Genomic DNA, 13,986 nt, shown 5'->3' with positions numbered 1-13,986 from the left:
GTTATACGCTGGCCAGTTCTTGGTCTTGTAGCTCGGCGGCGTGGGTCTGCTCATGCAGCACGGCTACCACGCCAGATTCGCCAGCTGAATCCCCCTTAAGACTTTGTGCAACAAAGCCTCGATCTTGGCACAGACAGAAACTTGTCCTTTCGCAAGGGAAAAGATTTCCTCGAAATATCGGCCACTAGTCATGAAAAAGCCGCCTCAAAGGGCGGCTTTTTCATACCTGGAGCAGGCTGATCAGAAGACGTTCTTATAGAACTCCGGCGGAATGTCGGTTCTTTTAAAAAGCGTGACCGTCAGGACAGCTGGGTCTGCGACCGGTTTGATCCCGAGATCCCGCAACGCGTTCTTGAGGGTCATATGATGCATCCCCAGCTCCTGGCCTAATTGCATGAGGCCGACGTAAGTTCTCTTAAAATGGCGGACCGCTTCCGGCATGATCCCGTTTAGCTTCGTCTCCGAAGCTCCTTCACTTAGGGTGGCGGTTTCGATGAGGCCCTCAAGCAAAAATGCCTTCACCGCTGCACCTGACATGCCGAGGGCTTTGGCAGTTAGATGAACCCCCAGCGGCGTCGTTTCGGGGTCAGGGACGAAATGCTCTTTGATCTCCTCCGGATCGACCTGGATCGACAGGTATCCCTCCTCCCCCTTGACGCGATACACGTTTTTCAGCGCGCCATTCTGGAGTAGCCGGATCACCTCTTCCGTCGTCACTCGCGCTTTTTGTGTGGCCTTGTTGATCGGCCACACGCCGGCGGGCAGGACGTCGACCACTTGAACGTCACGCGAGATCGAATCCAGAAAAGCGTGAACTTCCCTCTTCGAAATTGAAGATGACGCCCTGGCCGAAGAGCCAACATCCATCATCCTTTTCAGGAAGCCGCCTTCGACAAGGATGATCACCTGACTGCGCGTTGCGTTCATGTAGGCCGGGAGATGAAGCTGTGTGACGGCGTCAGCAAGCTCGTCAACAACGCGGACGCCTTCCTTTGCGTCAAATAACGCCTCCCCTCCCGTGACCGATCTGTCGGGGATGAGGCCGGCGAGCGCGAGGGCGTTCCTAAGTGTTTTCGGATGAACACCTGAAAGTTTCGAAAGAGATCCCACAGTGTGCTTTCGGGCTGCCACGACATCCTCGCCCATGAGCTTCGTCCCCGGCACCACATACATCGTATCGAGAATATGCTCCCTAACGACTTGGCGGATCGGGCCGACCTCCTTCCGGTTCTTGCTAAAGTTGAGCCACTGATAGATACGACCGAAGACCATCTGAGGTCCTGATTGGCTGGGGATCCTGTCGTCGAACCAGGCCCGACGCTGCACCTCGCCCAGCGCCTCCCGGACGCCCTCCTCCCCGCGCCTGGTGAACTCGAAACCGACGCTCCCGGCTCGATCCCACTTGTCCGCGGTCATCTTGCGCAGGTTGGGCTTGCGGCCGAACTCGAGCGCGAGGCCCAGCATCTCAGAGGCGCGGGCGCCGAGTTCAATCCCCTGCTCGTCCAGCCACGCCGGACCCGTCTTCCCGTCGAGGCGATCCGTGACATAGGTCTGCAGCGGGGACACTTCGCGCCTCACCTGCTCGTCAGCCAGAGCCCGCAGCGACTGCCCCGTCTCGGGAAACACGACGCCCATCTGATGGAAGCGATCAGACCAATCGATATACGGCCGGTCCAGCAAAGTGATCCCGTGGATGGGACACGTCCGCACGGGACGCAAGCGCCACGCCAGCCTACCGCGCCTCATCAGGACCGATTGCGCCTCCTCGTCATCGTCGAGCAGGCAGGCAGGGCAGCAAGAGACGTCAGAGCCCTTCATGAACTCGGTCTCGAACCGTTCGCCGCGGAGGTCATACCTCCGCCACTCCAGCGTCTGGATAGTCTGACGCCGAAGGTCATCCAGGTCGGCGCCAGTCACTTCTGCAAGCCGGGTGATAGCGACATCGCTCCCAGTCAACATCTCATCGGGATGCAGGCCAATGTCGCGAAGGAAGGGCACCAAGGTCTCACCGACATGGATCGCGGCCAAACGGGCGGCCCAGGACATGAGGGTTTCGTCGGGGTTGATGGGAACGAAGGGGGACAGGATCATTTCTTGAACTTTCCGAAACCGATGGCGGGCATGCGACCAGTGACGGCGATCGAGCGCCACTCGGGGTTCGCGAACGGGTTTTCCCGGAAATCGACGGCAGCCGTGGCCGCCCAAGACCGGGCGAAGTGCGTGAGGGCCAGCCGGTCGGAACCGTCATTCAGCGCCTCCTCGATCGCGTTCACGAGGTTCTCGATGCACATCCCGAACCTGCTGGCGCTCGCGTGGATGAGCCGAGGGATCGCGTCCCTCCCCTCCGGCGGCAAGATCCCCGCCCTCCCGCAATACTGGACCATCAGGCTTTCCAGTTTCGGAGCGTCGTGAGCCTCCGTCACCGGGGTAAGTTCAACTTTTGCGAAGCGGCGATTCGACTGGGGGTCCATGCGGACCAGCTCGTTCAGGATCGGCACTCGGCACAAGATGACGATGATTGGCGGGTCGGAGGACATGAGTGTCTTACAGGCGTTCAGGATGTCCATCGCTTCTCGGACCGAGCCGCTGGATCGCAGGTCGTGCGCCTCTTCGATAACCAGGCACACGATGCCCAGGGCCACCAGACGGTGACGAAGGATGCCCCAGATGGACCAGTGTTCCCGCCTCTCCGAAATTTCGGCATACCCCGTCGATCGAAGCACCTCGCATCCGAAGCTTTTTAGCGTGGCAGGTGAGAATACTTTCGACGACAGGAACCTGGCGGGGCCGTTCGGACCCGCCCCTAGCGCCTCATGAGTGGTGAGGACCCGGTTAAGGATGGTGGACTTCCCCCCGCCGGCCTCATCCGTGACGACGATCCCGTGAGTCTCCTGCCCGCCGCTGAACTTTACCGGGTCGGCGATCAGCCTCCCGTCAGCGTCGCGGCGTAGGAGGCGATCGATCTCGTCCCGGATCATGTCGTCCCGAAGGGTGCCGACGTAGTTCGCTCGGAGGTCGGAGACGATCTGGGCGATCTCGGCTTTGGTTCTTTTCATGGAAGCTTCCTTCTCTGGCTTCAGGGTGAGTTGGGGCGGCCACGCCCCGAGAGGCGCGTTCCGATAGTCAGCGGTTGTTGGTTGTTCAGTCCTGGACGTCCCAGTCGTCAGTGTGGGGACGGCGCATCCGGAAACCTGAAATGACGTCTTCTTCAGGGAGAGCCGGCGCGTCGAACGGGGTGACGGACCGACCGATGCCGTCCTCCGGCATCGTCGTCTCCGGCGCCTCCTCCCGGTCGGAGACGCGGAAGCCCATGAAGAGGCTCTTCTCGACGCGGTCGATGACCTCCGGCTCCCAGCTCACGGTCACCAGCCCCTGTCGGATACGAGCTTGGGCGTTGATATCTTCAATCTCCACGATGGCCCTGCGGAGGATTTTGCGCGAGATCTCCTGCTCGACACGCAGCGACATACGGATCCGCTTTGCCGATGCGACCCACTCTTCAGCCCGCACGCCGGAGAACCCGTTGAAGACCGCCGGGACTTTGATCCAGTCCCCGGCCTTGACCCAGATGGCTCCGATGTCCTGCGGGCACCACCTGACGTTCACGGCGTGCGCGCGATGCCGGATGCCCCATTCCGCAAGCTGTTGGCTGTGGTAGCGCACGCCGATGACGGTAATGCCGTCCCCTTCCAAATTGCGCTGCATCGGCCGCGCGAAGATCTGCGCCTGGAGTTCGGGTCCCGGCGGTGGCGTGACGCCCCAGTCGAGCATCGCCTGTTCCCACGCGTCCAGCGGCGTCCGGCCAGCCAGACCCTCATGGGGCGTGTTGTGGTAAACATCGACCACCCAACGGGTCAGCGCCCTGGTAAGATCGTCCACGTTCAACGCCGTCTCCGCGAGTCCGTCGTAGTCGCCGCGGGCCAGGGAGTTCTCGAACGAGCGGCCACTGAGGCGGGGCATCAGGCTGAGATTCAGGGTGCGGAACAACCGCTCGATGCGGGCCCGGAGTTGGGGGACGCCGGCAATCGCGATCTCCTGCCTAATGCCGAGGTCGGCGCAGGCGGTCCTGAAGTCGGCCGCCTTGAAGGCGGAGCCCGCGTCTGTGACCAACAGCTCCATCAGGCCGCTCATGGACCACGGGGACAGCGCGCCGACAGCGTCCGCATAGCCGCCCTTGTCGTTCAGGCACATCTGCAGGCATTCGAGGGCGCTGAGGTGGTTAGGGTTCCGAGTGAGGCGCATCCCGAGGATCACCCTGGTGGTGGCGCAAATCGCGACCGTGACCCACCATCTACCCTTCTTCGGGGTCAGTCCCAGAGCTTCCCGCTCTTCCTCAGGGATGAGGTCGATCAGACCGTTCTCGTTAAAGAGGGTGAACAGGTCGATCTTCATCTCGTCCATCTCGACGCGCTGCATCGGACGGGTAAGGCCAGGGCTGAGCCCCTGACCGGTCTGCCGCATCTTTCTGACCGCGGCCTCCCGACCCTCACGGGCAACGCACACGAGGAATGGGTCCAGTTTGTCGATGGATGAGGACACGGCATTCCGGCTTGGGACGTCAAGCGGCCGCAAGCCCCTCGCGGCGCGATCGTCGTTCAGATCCGCTACCGCGATCTGGACGTTCTCGTGGATCTTCTTCTTCGTCGGCCTGTTCGGCAAGAGGTAGGCGTTCACCTGCTCCGTCAGGATGGTCGCGACCTCCGGCGGGAAGCGCTGGTCACGGTTTCCCGATTTCCCGTGTGCGTCGGCCAGCCCGTCACGACCCATGGCGTCGTATAGCGAGAGCCAACGGCGCAGGCTGCGCGGCGTGAACTTCGTGGGGATGGCTTGCGACTTCCCCTTCGCCGCGGTCCTGGCGTAGAACGCCCCCGCCTCCATGCTGATCAAGCCAGAATGCGCCGTGATGGACGCGTCGGTGCGCTTGAGCGCGATCCGTCCAGTGGTGTCCATCTGCTTACGCTGCACCTCCCTGAATCCCAGCACCACCGCCTCACGGAACCTGATACGTTCCTCGAGGGTGCCGTCGACCAGGCTGTGGAGCCTGTCGCCCCTTTCCAAAACGTGGCGGACGCCTTGGGCCACGAAGTGGCGACCCTTGATTGAGATCCTGTTTCGCCGCTGGAGGGCCGTAATTTCGGGGTGCGTGAAATGCTCCGTCAGCCCGCCCCCTTCCGGCTCGAAGGAGCAGCCCTCCGAGTTCCGATGACGAAGCCGCATAGGCCGACCATCGATCAGGACGAGGTCGTCCTCGCTGAAGCTGAACCGGGTTGCGAAGCGGTCGTGGCTGACGTGACCCGTCAGATCACCTCCACGCGCCGGACCATCGACGCGAGAGTGATCCGTTCGTGCCGGCACAAGCGGAGCCGGCGGCGGGCGATGAGACGGATGATCGCCCGGGTGCCACTCGGCCCGAGGCCCATCTGGCACGACAGCCCTCTCAACGACGCGGATCCGGCTAGTCGCGAGATCACGGCCTCCGCCGCCGCGTCAGCCTCCTCGTCGGCCGCCCGCATCGCGAAGAAGGTCTCCGCGTTATGAACCGCGATCGGGTCCAGCCCCTTGTCGGTGAGAACGCGAACGTCGTCGAAGCGGCCATCAAGCTGCGCGGCGATCGCCCGCAACTCCCGCATCACCCTACCGCTCTCGAGCCTGATCTCAGGCTTCACCTCGCATGCCAGCCGCTTCCCGTTCTTGAAGACGATGACGATGTCGAAATACTTGGTGTGAACCTCTCCGTCGTCGCCGAACCACTCGAACGGAACCTGCTCGACGACGGTCTCGACCTCGGGCAAAGACAGAAGGTAGATCTTCCAGAGGATCTCCAGCCGGCTCTCGCTGAAAACGATGCGGCCGGTCGCGCCATCAGGGATCACCATCTGTCCAGTGAAGTGGCCCTTGGAAGCGGCGCCGATCTTGCGCCCGGCCAAGGACGGTTTGGGAGAAGCGTAGACGGAAGCTGCGGCGGTAATTCGGGCGTGGCTGTTGAGCCCGCTGGCGGCGGTGACAGTCATTTCGGACCTCGACATCAGAGACGTGAAGGCCCCGCTAAAACGGGGCCGGACGGATCAGGTTCGAGGTCTAAGAAGGTTTGAAGTTTACCAACTCGCCCCGAAACGCGGGGCGCGTATGAGGCCGAAGTGGATGTGCGACAGGTGCAGCATCGGGGGCTCGCTGGTTGAGTTCAGGCGCACATAATTGCGAGAGACCGATCTAAAGTCAACCGAAAGTTTTCCTCTGGATCGAAGGCTGCGAGAGGAAGACTATTCGATGATCAATCGAGGTAGGAACCCGTTGCCCTTTGTTTGGTCAAAAAATGTCATTGGCCTGTGGGCTTTAGGCTTTCAGACGCGACCAGACTCGATACGACAGGCCGCCGCCGCCGCAGGGAAGATGAGCACCTCGCACCGCTCTCCGTGGACCTCTTTGATCCGGTCGAAAGTCCGCCTAACAATCTGGCGAAAGCGGCTTAGGTCTTCTCGTCTGGCGATGGCCGCATATCCTGGGGCCTCGCATGTAATCTCCCATATCGAGGTCTTTTCAGGCCCGACGGCGTTAGTCACCCTCTCGTCCGAGATGCTATCAGTTAGCGACAGCTTCAAAGCCATTCGTGAACCTCCGGCTATGCGTCAAGCCAGGTGTCAGGCCCTGACGCGCCCGCCTTTCAAAGTGCTTCACTATGGCCGCTACGAAATTGCCGGTTAAGCCGTGCCAAGGGCTCCTTGAATGCCGCCTCGAACTTACGGACGTTATCTGAAAGCCACGCAGCCATGCCCGGCCAATTTGCGCGGTCGTAGCCGTCGACAGGTTCCGCAAATATGATCCTGCTCGCCTTCCTCTCGTCCATCCGCCGCCAGTCCAGCGGGCTACCAAACGCGTCCTCGATCGTATCCTTCTCAACCACCAGATGGTCGAAGAACCATTTATTCTCCACGGCCTCCCCGCGCTGGATGGAAAGCTCAACCCTGATCTCGTCACGGGCGAAGATCAGGGAGTAGACGCAGGAGGATACCCCGGACCCCGCGCTGACCCAGTGGTCCTGTCCGGGGCTGACATTCTGATAGAGGGCCACACCGTCCGCGCGGAGCTTCGCGAGCGCCTGTCCCCAGAACTCTTTCCGCAGCTTGTGACGCAACTTCTGCGTGTCCTGCGCCGCCTTCTCCTCCCCGTCCTTGCTCGACATGCTGATCATAAAGTCCGCCGCCTCGGGCGTGGGTATGATCTGCTGGATGTCAATGATCAGTTCCTGGTCAAGGGTGAACGGCGTGACCTTGAAGCACTTCACTTGGATCCCGCGGCTCAGCAGCCAGAGGGCGGTGGCCGTCACCTCCCGGCGAAAGTGGGCCGCGATGAAGAACATGCGCTGATCGTTGTCCCGGTTCAGCGAGACCTCTGCGAGGTCTTCGACCTCGAGGAAGTCGCAAAGGCGGATGACCGCATTGCCGCCATCACAGAAACGGTCGAGATACTGCTGGTAGATGTCGACGATCTGGGTCTTCTTCAGGCTCGATACGTAGGCGGTGTATTTCAGCGCCTGCCAAGTCACGTCACGGCCGGAGTCGTCGAGCTTGTTCTCGATGACTACGAGGTTTCCGTCCTTGTCCAACGCCAACAGATCAAGACGCTCCCGGGTTTCCTCGAACCCGTCGAACTCCTTCTGGATGATCAGCAGCTCCTCGCCGAGCGCGTCGGGCTGGTTCGCAAGCCACTCCTGAAGATGTTCCCTCTCGCGGAGGTTCAGGTCGAAGAAGCGCTTCTGAGTAAGTCGGGCAAGGCGGTTCTGACCCAGGTCAACACGGAACATTCGAGCCCCCTATACGGCATTCCAAATCAGTAGATGGCCATAAGATAACGGTTTGAACGAAAGGTCCCGGCAGCTTCTCGTAGCTGCTGGGCCGGTTGACTACATGTTATCCGCTCTCCTGACCGCCCGCGCAAACATCAGGTCCATCAACATGCCTCGGGCTTCAGCATCCTGAAGGAAGGCGTTCCGCATCGCATTGTCCCTCTGGAACGCGTGAATAGTCCGACGCATGAATTCCGCGTCGAACCTTGGACGGACGTCGCCCGGGTTGTTGTTCCGCAGCATGTCGGCCCAGTTGTCATCGTCGAGGATCGCATCATTCACGGCCTCGAAACGGACATAATCTTCTTCCGTAAAATTCGTGTTGTGGCGGTTGTTGAACGCCTCGATGATCTCGCTGAGAGTCCGCGCCTCCTCCTCCGTAAAAGGGTTCGCGCCAAAGCGATCAATAGGTTTGAGCGCCTCGGTGGCGTCCCTATCCAGGCTTGCGTCTACGGCTTCACCGGTAGCCGTGAGCTTGTAGGCCTCCAACGCAAGCATGTCGTCGGTGACGTCCCCACCCTGGGGGGCTTCGCGCGTCGGGATCATGCGCTTCAGCCAGCTGCCGTAGAGATGCAGTTTCTCCAAATCTGCGTCATAGAGGTTCACCACCTGTGTGATGAAAGAATAGAAACGCAGGAATGACGCTAAGGTCTGACGAAACTCTTCCTGGCCCTCCTCATTCAAGACATCGGTGAACCGACCAATGGCTTGCCTAACGATACCTTCAAGAACCGGACGCTCCTCTGCCCGCTGACGGGCGTTGACGAACCTGTCAGCGAACCTGGTGATCTCGTCTTCGCGCAGGACGCCGGCGGACATCAGGCGTGCTTGCAGATTATAAATCTCGTTCGGGTCAGAGTTTTCCTCAAGCTGGGACAAATTGTAGTAGGGTTTGAACGCCTTCTGGATCTCGTCAACATCGTTCCGGAAATCCAGGATGAAGACCCGCTCCTTCTCGGGGTAAGTCCTGTTCAGCCGCGCCAGGGTCTGGACCGCCTGTAGGCCGCTCAGCTTTCGATCGATATACATCGCGATCAGCTTCGGCTGATCGAACCCCGTCTGGTATTTTTCGGCGACGACGAGAACGTTGTAGCCGGCGCCATCGAAATGCCTCGGTAGCTCTTTCTCCCCAAAGCCGTTCATGCCGGCTTCGGTGTAGCCGTGACCATCGACCATGATCTCGCCTGAGAATGCCACCAGGGCACGGACGTCGTCGTATCCCATGCTGTTTATGTGGGACTCGATAGCCTGCTGCGTCCTGATGGCGTGCTCTCGGCTTGAGGTTACAACCATCGCCTTTGCCTGCCCGCTCAGTTCGGGAAGCGCATGGCGGCGAAAGTGCTCGACGATGACTTCGGCCTTTTGAGACATTGCGGTCTCATGGAAATCGATAAACCGTGCTACTTTCTTGGCGGACTTCCTTTCAGAAAGCCGCGGATCGTCATCAATGGCTTTTTCGAGCTTCGCGTAGGACTTGTAGGTTTGATAGTTCCGTAGAACGTCGAGGATGAAACCTTCTTCGATCGCCTGGCGCATCGTGTAGGCATGGAAAGCGTGAGGCTTTCCGTCTGTTCCCTTGCGACCAAATCGCTCCAGGGTCACGTTCTTCGGCGTCGCGGTGAACGCGAGGTAGGACAGGTTCTCCTGGGGCCCGCGGAGTTTTTGCAGATCCAGCAAAGCCTGCTCGGTAGCATCGAACTCGGCTTCCACCTCGTCGGCCGAGTCCGCGAGAGCTTGCGACATGCTGTCAGCGTGCTTGCCCGACTGCGAGCTGTGCGCCTCATCGATGATGATGGCGAAGCGCCGACCGGCTTGGTTGCGCAACACAGCCATTTGGTCAGTCGAGAACTTGTGGATCGTGGAGATGATGATCTTCGCGCCGGCTTGGATGGCCTCGCGAAGCTGGCGGGACGTGCCGTCGATCGGTCGCACATACCCCTCCACCTGGGAGAAGGATTGCACGGTGCCTTGAAGCTGCCGATCGAGGACCACTCGGTCCGTCACGATGATCACGGTGTGAAAAACGGGCTGATCATGCTCGTCGTGAAGGCTGGCAAGATGGTGCGCCACCCATGCGATCGTGTTAGATTTACCAGAACCCGCAGAATGCTGAAAAAGGTAGTTCCTCCCGGCACCGAAACGACGAGCGTCATCAACAAGATCAAGAACCGCGTCGAGCTGATGATAGCGCGGCCAAATAGTCGTGCGGCGGACCTTGCCGTCGGGCTGCTCAACCTCATCAACAGTCACAAACCGGTGGAGAACACCCAGCAACACCTCCCGCGAGAACACCGCCTTCCGGTCATCCAGATCGCGGTAGAGATAGGCGATGCGGAAGTCTTCCTCGATATCCTCGTTGCCGGCCCCGCCGTCGCGCCCCCGGTTGAATGGGAGGAACCTCGTCTTGCCGTTCGCGAGATGCGTGGTCATTGAAACGTTGTCCTGGTCCAGCGCGAAGTGAACCAAGGCGCCCCGGCGAAACGTGAGGAGCGGCTCGCCGTTCGCCGGGCGGTCCTTGCGATACTGCTTCTCGGCGGTCTGATAGGTCGATCCCGTGAGGCTGTTCTTCAGCTCCACAGTGACGACCGGGATGCCGTTCACGAATAGCACCACGTCGATGGAATTCTCGTTCGCCAACGAGTAGCGCACCTGCCGCATCGCCGTGAGGATGTTCGCCCGATAGGCGGCGAGGCTTTCGGCGTTCATGCCTGAGGCCGGCTTGAAGGCGCAGAGACTGATCCGGATCCCCGGGACGATGGTGATCCCTCGCCGGAGGACCTCGAGCGTTCCGACTGCCTTGAGGCGGGCCTCGAGCTGCCGGCACAGCGTCTCGCACTCTTTGCCCGGGTAATGATCCACGAGCTTCGTCCAAGCGGCGGGCTGGGTGGCCCGCACGAACTCCTCGACCATCTCTGGATCAAGGGCGAGCTTGCGGTCGTAGGCCGTGTGGGAGCGTTCCCGCCACCCCTGACGCGCGACGAGTTGTTCGACAAGATGTATCTCGACGGCAGCTTCGGTGTGGAGCTTCGATGCGGGAATGGTCGCGGTGGCGGTGCTCATTGCGTCAGGTGCTCCATGATCATTTCGGCATCAGCCAGCGTAGTGACGGCGAGGCGGGTCACCTTCTTGCCGCGGAAGGCGTCGTAGCCCTTGAGGTTGGAATTCGTGCCCTCGGTGTCCGCGCCGACGCCCACGTGGCGACCGCCCTCCCAGATCTTGTCGGTGCGCTTGACCGTCTCGGGCAGGTCGGCGGGCACGTTCATGGTGGCCAACCAGATGTTCAGGAAGTCCTTGCGGCCGAATTCGAACCCGATGAACCGGGTTTTTCCAGAGGCTGTCTCCCAGACCTCAAGGTGCTTCTTCTGGCTGGCCTGCGTCTTGGGCTGGACCGTGCGAAAATCGCGCGGCAGGCGCGCGCGGACTTGGCGTTTCAGATCCTCGATCGCATCACTCATGCCTGCATCTCTTCTTCGATCCGATCCAGGGTGGCGGATGTCTTTCCGGCCCTTTCGTAGGCATCCACATCGATCTGGCCGGTGACGGCGGCGGTGATCAAAGCTGAGCGGTATTCACGCAGCATCGAGACACTTTCCGTGAGCCGTTCATGCACTTTACGATAGCTGGAGATCGACGCGTCAAGTTCCGCGATGATCCGATCTTGCTCCGCCAGCGGAGGAAGGGGGGTTCGGAACGCCCTGATGTCAGGCATGTAAATGGTTTGATGTGTCGAGCCCATCATAAGGCGGCGAAACTCCGGCTTCATAGCCCGCAAGACATAGTAAAGGAACTTCGGCCGGATCGTCGGCCCACAGATCCAAGCCGCGAAGTCTTGCGTGGTGGCCATGGGCTTTGCCAGAATCCCTGAAAAGCCAACAGATGCTGTGCGTGACAAGACAACTGTTCCTGCCGGCAGGAGCCGTGCAGATGAATTGGCCATGCCGATCGCGCTGATCTTTTCGGCGGTGTCTGCGAGATATACGGTCTTTCCGCTACGCAGTTGCCAAACATCCGCGAGCGACACCCACGAAATTATGCATTCGTCAGGGATCCAGTAGGAAGGCTCCTTCCGGCTTGGCGTATGTCCACTTTCCTGCCGTGCGACCATGGTGAATTTAGGAGCAAGCCAACCATCAGGCAGGTCGCCAATCCACCGCACACCGGAGTTAACGCGCTCACCTTGCAAATCCTGCCCAGTGACCCGTGCCAGAAAGCGCGTCTCCTCAAGTGTTGCGATTAAACTCCGAAAGGCATCCTTCTTCTCAATCAACTCATCAATTCGCGCCGTCTCACGATCCAGAAAGTCCGCGATGCGTTTTTGGGTAGGGAGGTCAGGTGATGGAAGGCGCAACGCTGCGATATCGCCTGAAGAAAGATGTTTGACTGTGCTAGCCGGGGTCAAATCGTTTATTATCTTCAAGCTGAAAGGAACCTGATAAAAGGCAAAGCGTGGCTCTAGCCTCGAATTAGCCTTTGGCCGCAGTGCTGCGACGCGCTGATTTAGTAACGCAACATCCCTATCCCACCAACAGCTATTAAAGTCCCCGTCCATTCCAATAACTATATCACCGTTAGTCACTAAGACCTGCGAGCCTATCTGCCCATCGTAGAACGTGGTGAACTTGGAGCTTAATATATCCCTGATTCGAACTAGCGGCAGTCCGTCTCCATTTGAGTTGAAGTTTTCTGACGAAAAGGGAAAGCCGTTTATTATTTGGAAGCTTTCGGAGACGCGGTTCCATTGCCAGTCGACGGGGATCGCCGAAGTCCAGTAGCGATGAGCTTCGAATTTCATGCCACTACCTCATTCAGCAGCCCGGCAATCTCCACCTCAAGCGCCTTCATTTCGGCCTCGATCTCGGCCAGCGGCCGCGGTGGAACATAGCGGTAGAAATACCGGCTGAAGTTGATCTCGTAGCCGACCCGGCCGACTTTCCCATCTCGGGCATCGGTGCAGCTCAGATCCACCCAAGCATCCGGCACGAATGGCTCGACCTCACGGGCCATGTATTCCCGCCAGTCATCCTTCAACGGCACGACCTCATAATCGCGTAACTTTGGGGCGGGCTCTTGACGGCCTTTGGCGTCGAGGCAGATCGCGGCATCTTCATCGGCCTCGCCCAGGATTTCGATGATGGCTTTTTTGAGCGGTGCGGTAACCAGCCGTCCAAAGGGCTTCAAGGCCTCGCCAAGGACAGGCAGGAAGTCCTCACGGTTCATCCAGACCTGGCCACCAACGTTCTGCTCGATGGCCTCCAAGAACTCTTCCCCACGGTCGCCGAGATCGCCAAAGCGGTTATGCCCCCGGATCTGCCCCAGCCGCTCAAGCGTGACCTCGAATTTCAGCCGCAGCGGCCGCTCGACCCGGATCTCGCGATAGCCGAACTCGGTAGTCGCGAAGATTTTCGAAATGTCGCCGTAGCCAGCGGCGCCGTTCAGTCCCTCGTGGTATATCCTGACAATTTCGTTCCGGGCCTCGTCTGTGATCTCACGCCGTTTCGAGCCCAATGACTTGCGCATCGAGCGCCAAAACCTCTCACTGCTGGCGTCTATCAGCTGGACCTTGCCTCGCCGCTCAACGGGCTTCCGGTTCGAGAGCAGCCAGATGTAAGTCTGGATTCCCGTATTATAAAAGAGATCCGTCGGCAGGGCGACGATGGCCTCGAGGAGATCCTGTTCAATGAGCCAGCGCCGAATCTCGCTTTCACCCGAACCGGGGCCTCCTGTGAAGAGCGGCGAGCCGTTCATAACGATGCCGATGCGCGATCCCCTCTCGTCATCACGCATCTTCGAGACCATGTGCTGCACGAACAATAACTGACCGTCTTTGGTCGTTGGAAGACCAGCACCGAAACGGCCTTTAAAGCCCTCGCTATCATGCTCAGTTGTGATCGGAGCGGCGTAGTTCTTCCAGTCCACCCCATATGGGGGGTTGCACATCATATAATGGAAGGTTTCGCCACGATGCGCGTCAGCAGTAAGCGTGTTGCCGAAAGCGATCCTGCTTGCGTCGTGGCCCTTTACTAAGCTTTGTTGCGCAAAGAGCTTGAAGGCCGGACTTCCCCTTTCCCCGGGCGGACTTATCCCACGAGCTCTGTGACAGGTATGCCGAGCGCCGTGTAGCCGTTAAGCACGGCGGCGCGAAT

10 protein-coding genes are annotated in these 13,986 nt (G+C 59.9%); all 10 read right to left on the bottom strand.

Features of this window, described 5'->3' with window-relative positions; translation table 11 throughout:
- Positions 1 to 240: 240 nt before the first annotated feature.
- Complete coding sequence (locus tag OC159_RS18600; protein ID WP_265502701.1) at positions 241 to 2,091, bottom strand: TniQ family protein; 1,851 nt, start codon at positions 2,089 to 2,091, stop codon at positions 241 to 243.
- On the bottom strand, positions 2,088 to 3,056 hold the full coding sequence (locus OC159_RS18595) for an ATP-binding protein (protein ID WP_265502700.1): 969 nt from the start codon (positions 3,054 to 3,056) through the stop codon (positions 2,088 to 2,090). Before OC159_RS18595 ends, OC159_RS18600 begins: the two co-directional genes overlap by 4 nt.
- An 85-nt stretch (positions 3,057 to 3,141) precedes the next feature.
- Entirely contained in the window at positions 3,142 to 5,082 is a 1,941-nt protein-coding gene (locus OC159_RS18590; RefSeq protein WP_265502699.1) for a Mu transposase C-terminal domain-containing protein, read from the bottom strand.
- A gap of 215 nt (positions 5,083 to 5,297) precedes the next feature.
- A complete protein-coding gene (locus tag OC159_RS18585) occupies positions 5,298 to 6,011 on the bottom strand; it encodes a PDDEXK family nuclease (protein WP_265502698.1) in 714 nt (237 codons plus the stop codon).
- 330 nt (positions 6,012 to 6,341) lie between these two features.
- Positions 6,342 to 6,623, bottom strand: a complete 282-nt coding sequence (locus OC159_RS20260) for an SAVED domain-containing protein (protein WP_407674155.1) — start codon at positions 6,621 to 6,623, stop codon at positions 6,342 to 6,344.
- Between the two features lie 38 nt (positions 6,624 to 6,661).
- On the bottom strand, positions 6,662 to 7,801 hold the full coding sequence (locus tag OC159_RS18580) for a DUF4268 domain-containing protein (RefSeq protein ID WP_265502697.1): 1,140 nt from the start codon (positions 7,799 to 7,801) through the stop codon (positions 6,662 to 6,664).
- Positions 7,802 to 7,900: 99 nt separating this feature from the next.
- Positions 7,901 to 10,903, bottom strand: a complete 3,003-nt coding sequence (locus tag OC159_RS18575) for a type I restriction endonuclease subunit R (RefSeq protein ID WP_265502696.1) — start codon at positions 10,901 to 10,903, stop codon at positions 7,901 to 7,903.
- The gene (locus OC159_RS18570; protein WP_265502695.1) at positions 10,900 to 11,298 is read right to left on the bottom strand and encodes a hypothetical protein; all 399 of its coding nucleotides are present in this window, start codon (positions 11,296 to 11,298) and stop codon (positions 10,900 to 10,902) included. The genes OC159_RS18575 and OC159_RS18570 overlap by 4 nt, the downstream gene beginning before the upstream one ends.
- The gene (locus OC159_RS18565; RefSeq protein WP_265502694.1) at positions 11,295 to 12,635 is read right to left on the bottom strand and encodes a restriction endonuclease subunit S; all 1,341 of its coding nucleotides are present in this window, start codon (positions 12,633 to 12,635) and stop codon (positions 11,295 to 11,297) included. Before OC159_RS18565 ends, OC159_RS18570 begins: the two co-directional genes overlap by 4 nt.
- Positions 12,632 to 13,840 carry an HsdM family class I SAM-dependent methyltransferase gene (locus tag OC159_RS18560; protein WP_265502702.1) on the bottom strand — a complete coding sequence of 403 codons (1,209 nt, stop codon included), beginning with the start codon at positions 13,838 to 13,840 and terminating at the stop codon, positions 12,632 to 12,634. Before OC159_RS18560 ends, OC159_RS18565 begins: the two co-directional genes overlap by 4 nt.
- Positions 13,841 to 13,986: the final 146 nt, after the last annotated feature.

The organism is Paracoccus beibuensis, from assembly GCF_026162625.1.
GTDB lineage: Bacteria > Pseudomonadota > Alphaproteobacteria > Rhodobacterales > Rhodobacteraceae > Paracoccus > Paracoccus beibuensis.
The sequence above is the reverse complement of the archived record's forward strand: the minus strand, read 5'-3'. Positions and strand labels throughout refer to the sequence as shown.

Bases quoted from the DNA above. Each gene is read 5' to 3' on its own strand.
- OC159_RS18575 (WP_265502696.1), bottom strand. From the start codon at position 10,903: ATGAGCACCGCCACCGCGACCATTCCCGCATCGAAGCTCCACACCGAA.
- OC159_RS18585 (WP_265502698.1), bottom strand. From the start codon at position 6,011: ATGACTGTCACCGCCGCCAGCGGGCTCAACAGCCACGCCCGAATTACC.
- OC159_RS18595 (WP_265502700.1), bottom strand. From the start codon at position 3,056: ATGAAAAGAACCAAAGCCGAGATCGCCCAGATCGTCTCCGACCTCCGA.
- OC159_RS18570 (WP_265502695.1), bottom strand. From the start codon at position 11,298: ATGAGTGATGCGATCGAGGATCTGAAACGCCAAGTCCGCGCGCGCCTG.
- OC159_RS18580 (WP_265502697.1), bottom strand. From the start codon at position 7,801: ATGTTCCGTGTTGACCTGGGTCAGAACCGCCTTGCCCGACTTACTCAG.
- OC159_RS18600 (WP_265502701.1), bottom strand. From the start codon at position 2,091: ATGATCCTGTCCCCCTTCGTTCCCATCAACCCCGACGAAACCCTCATG.
- OC159_RS18565 (WP_265502694.1), bottom strand. From the start codon at position 12,635: ATGAAATTCGAAGCTCATCGCTACTGGACTTCGGCGATCCCCGTCGAC.